The following is a 3,480-nucleotide window of genomic DNA, read 5'->3' as shown; positions in this document are numbered from 1 at the left end:
TGGAGAAGACTTTTGGACAAAATTGTTTCTCCACTTCCCAACTGCAATGCAGTTGGAAGGCTCGAACCCAACTGGCTAAACCTAGGGGCATCTCCATGAGCGAACGCGACTCCAACTGCATGGATTGGGCTTTAGGCGGATCGGGCAACGAAGTAAGACCGCCCCCCTCCCCGCTTGTCACCCCTCACTTCGCCCTCTAGAGTCCGCCAGTGTTCGTCGATCGTCCCTGGAATAAGATCTCTTTGATCAGGCTGGCCTCCGGCCTCCTGATCTGCTTTGGCGTCAGCAGCCTGCTGCCGTTGCTCTTGGGGTCCTGGGTGGGCTCCTCGTGGTTTAGCCCAGGCGAGATCAAAGACCCCAAGCCGATCATCGAAGCCATCCTGCTCCGCTCCAACGCCCCGCCGGCACTCCACCGGGTTCTCGCCTCGTTGGCGGAGCCTGACCAGATCAGTACCCTGAGGAAGCTCAACCTCACCTCGGAAATCGCCGAGAGCAACGCTGTACCCTCGCTGTTGACCAATATACTCAGCCGAGCCTTGGCCGACCCTCGGCTGCGCAACGCCGAGCTTCTCAAGGAAATCGCGGCCAGCGACGCGACTCGCCGCTCGGTTCAGAATGCCAACTCCGAACTCGATCAACTGAGGGCCAATCGACTGGTGCTTCAAGAGGGTTTCCCCGGCACGCTCCGCCCCCTGACTCATCGCCAAGAACTCTCCTACCAATCGGTGCGGAGTTACCAGTTCCTGGCCGCCAACCTCGCACTGCAGATCGGTTTACTCTGGGTCATGACCCTATTTCTGCGGGACGAAGGGCTCTCCTGGGGACAATTCCTCCGGGGCTCCGCCGATCGCCCCCTGGCCAGCCTTCCGTTCGCCATCGGAGTCGGCGTCGGCTCAACGGGGCTGCTGCTCGCTGTCAGCGCCTTCTCCACCTGGGTATGGTCCCTCTTCGACCATGCCCCCCAAATCCAGCAGCCGCTTCTGATTCTTCAGCAATCATCCGGCCTCGTGGACAAGTTGTTCTTCACCTACCTCGCCATCGCCGGAGCGCCTTTCTTCGAGGAACTCTACTTCCGCGGTGTTCTCTACCCCACGCTCCGCCAATGGGGCTGGAAGCGAGGAGCCTGGATTCTTTCGGCAACGCTCTTCGGGCTGATCCATTTCGATCGCGAGAAATTCCTACCTCTCACTCTGTTCGCACTCATCCTCATCGCCGTCTACCACCACACCCGAACCCTCATCGCACCCATCGTCACCCACGCCACGTTCAACCTCATCAATTTTGTGCTCTTTGTAAACCAGGACGCGATTCGCCAAGCGTTCAAACGAAGTCCAGTCGCTCCATGAACGAATTCGAGCTGATCCGGATTCTGACCCAGGGACTCGCCACCAACGACTCGGTCCGAGTAGGCCCAGGGGACGATTGTGCCGTGATCGATCTGGCGGTTCCGGACAAGCAGTTCCTGCTGAAAACCGATGCGGTGGTCCAAGGGTTTCACTTCACTGCCGAAACGCCGCCGGAACAGGTCGGTCACAAGGCGCTGGCCCGCTGCCTGAGCGATCTGGCGGCCATGGGCGGCACTCCGTCGGTGGCGCTAGTCACCCTCGCCCTGCCGCAGGATTTCAAACCATCCGTGATCGAATCGGTCTACGCGGGCATGGAAGCCCTGGGTAAACGCCACGGTGTTGCGATCGTTGGCGGCGAAACCACCACGAATCCCGAACGAATGCTGCTCTCCATCGCGGTGCTGGGAAGCGTCCCCCGCGACCGCTACATCACTCGCCGCGGGGGGCAGCCGGGCGATGCCATTTTTGTCACGGGAGAACTCGGAGGATCACTGGAGGGACATCATCTCACCTTCGAGCCTCGCTTGACCGAAGGACGGTGGTTGGCGGAGCACTTCCGTCCCAACTGCATGATCGACCTGAGCGATGGCCTGGCGGGAGATCTCCGCCACCTGCTCCATGCGCCGGCGCTGGGCGCCGAAATTCTCCTAACGGCGGTGCCGATTAGTCGGGCGGCAAAACGGCGATCTCGAGCCGGCGACTCCGCCAAGGCTGCCTGGGTGGCCGCCCTCACCGACGGGGAGGATTTCGAACTACTCTTCACGGTGCCCAGTCGCCAAGCGGTGCCTCTCATGGATGCCTGGAAGACCGCCTTTCCGAGCACTCGGCTCAGCTGCATTGGCCGATTGCGCGCCGCGCCCGGAGTGGTCCTCCGAGACAAGCAGGGCATTCGCGAACTGAAGGAACATGGCTACGTTCATTTCTCATAGTCCGGAGGAGACGCTAGCTCTGGGAGCGAGTTGGGCCGATCAACTGAAGCCCGGCGACGTGATTGCCCTGCAAGGCGATCTCGGCGCCGGTAAGACCCAACTCGTCAAGGGCATCGCCCGCGGGCTGCGCGTGACCGAACGGGTCCAGTCGCCCACGTTCGCGTTGCTCAACGGTTATTTAACCGGACGCCTCCCCCTCCATCACCTGGACCTCTATCGACTTCAGAGCCAAGCCGATATTGTCCACGCTGGCCTCGAGGAGTATTTATTCAGTCCCGAAGGAGTCGCCGTCGTCGAATGGCCCGAGCGATGGTGTCAGCACAACGATCAGCTGACACGCCCGCCGGCTTGGAAATGGGTCACGCTCTCATCCGTGGACGAAGCCACGCGTCAGATTGTCTATGAAGGTTTTGAGTCTTGAGCTGTCATCATCGCGAAGATCAGTCGGCCTGGCCGAAATGGGTTCGTGCGCCAGCGCCCGCGAGGTGTGCTTGGAACCAGGTACCGATTTGCGGCGCACCGCAGCATTCAGCCTGATCGAGCAGGTGCTGGCTCCCGACAGCCAGCGAAACGAGATCGGCCGACTCGTGATTGGTTTAGGGCCGGGTTCCTACACCGGCATTCGCGTCGGCATCTCCATCGCCCAAGGATGGGCAGCAGCTCAACAGATCGAGCTGATCGGCGTACCGACGGTTGAGTTGCTGGTGGAGCAAGTGCGTCGAACCGGCATCACGGGGACAATCAACTTCGCCTTCGATGCCCAACGTGGCGAACTCTACCTGGCGCGCTATCGGTTTTCGGAGCAAGGCGTCGAGCAGGCTCACCCGCTTCAACTGGTTTCCGTAGCCGAGGCGACCCGTCGTCTCTCGGCGGGAGAGACGGTGACGGGACCTGATCTGGAGCGGCTGTTACCTCAATCGACGCCCCTCTTCCCCAGCGCCACGGTGCTGGCCGAACTGGGTCGGGTACGTTCACACTTTCAACAGCCCGAGGCGCTGGAACCCGTCTATCTGCGCGAGACCACTTTTGTGAAAATCGCGCCCCCTGGGCCGACACGGCCCACACTAGTGCGACTGTGAAGCGCACCAACATAGCAGGGTGAGAGTCCCTGTCAGGCCTATGTTCACCAGGCCTGTGACTGAAAGTAACCGCGGCACAGCAATGTGACCGTGGAGAGCAACTGGAAGTGAACTGCCAGTCCGTAA

At 61.0% G+C, this 3,480-nt stretch carries 4 protein-coding genes; all 4 read left to right on the top strand.

Translation table 11 applies throughout. The features are described 5' to 3' along the window. Positions 1-209 precede the first annotated feature (209 nt). The 4 genes from JNN07_24895 to tsaB are packed head-to-tail and all read left to right on the top strand — an operon-like array spanning position 210 to position 3,354. Positions 210-1,346 carry a CPBP family intramembrane metalloprotease gene (locus tag JNN07_24895; GenBank protein MBL9170993.1) on the top strand — a complete coding sequence of 379 codons (1,137 nt, stop codon included), beginning with the start codon at positions 210-212 and terminating at the stop codon, positions 1,344-1,346. Beyond that, complete coding sequence (gene thiL, locus JNN07_24890; GenBank protein ID MBL9170992.1) at positions 1,343-2,275, top strand: thiamine-phosphate kinase; 933 nt, start codon at positions 1,343-1,345, stop codon at positions 2,273-2,275. The genes JNN07_24895 and thiL overlap by 4 nt, the downstream gene beginning before the upstream one ends. After that, the gene (gene tsaE, locus JNN07_24885) at positions 2,253-2,696 is read left to right on the top strand and encodes a tRNA (adenosine(37)-N6)-threonylcarbamoyltransferase complex ATPase subunit type 1 TsaE (GenBank protein ID MBL9170991.1); all 444 of its coding nucleotides are present in this window, start codon (positions 2,253-2,255) and stop codon (positions 2,694-2,696) included. The genes thiL and tsaE overlap by 23 nt, the downstream gene beginning before the upstream one ends. Next, positions 2,677-3,354 (top strand): tRNA (adenosine(37)-N6)-threonylcarbamoyltransferase complex dimerization subunit type 1 TsaB, encoded by a 678-nt coding sequence (gene tsaB / locus JNN07_24880; protein MBL9170990.1) that lies wholly within the window; start codon positions 2,677-2,679, stop codon positions 3,352-3,354. The genes tsaE and tsaB overlap by 20 nt, the downstream gene beginning before the upstream one ends. Positions 3,355-3,480 lie beyond the last annotated feature (126 nt).

It is taken from the genome of Verrucomicrobiales bacterium, assembly GCA_016793885.1.
GTDB lineage: Bacteria > Verrucomicrobiota > Verrucomicrobiia > Limisphaerales > UBA11320 > UBA11320.
The sequence above is the reverse complement of the archived record's forward strand: the minus strand, read 5'-3'. Positions and strand labels throughout refer to the sequence as shown.

What these genes read in the sequence shown, in the direction of transcription:
- tsaB (MBL9170990.1), top strand. Translation starts at nt 2,677, where the DNA reads ATGAAGGTTTTGAGTCTTGAGCTGTCATCATCGCGAAGATCAGTCGGC.
- thiL (MBL9170992.1), top strand. Translation starts at nt 1,343, where the DNA reads ATGAACGAATTCGAGCTGATCCGGATTCTGACCCAGGGACTCGCCACC.
- tsaE (MBL9170991.1), top strand. Translation starts at nt 2,253, where the DNA reads ATGGCTACGTTCATTTCTCATAGTCCGGAGGAGACGCTAGCTCTGGGA.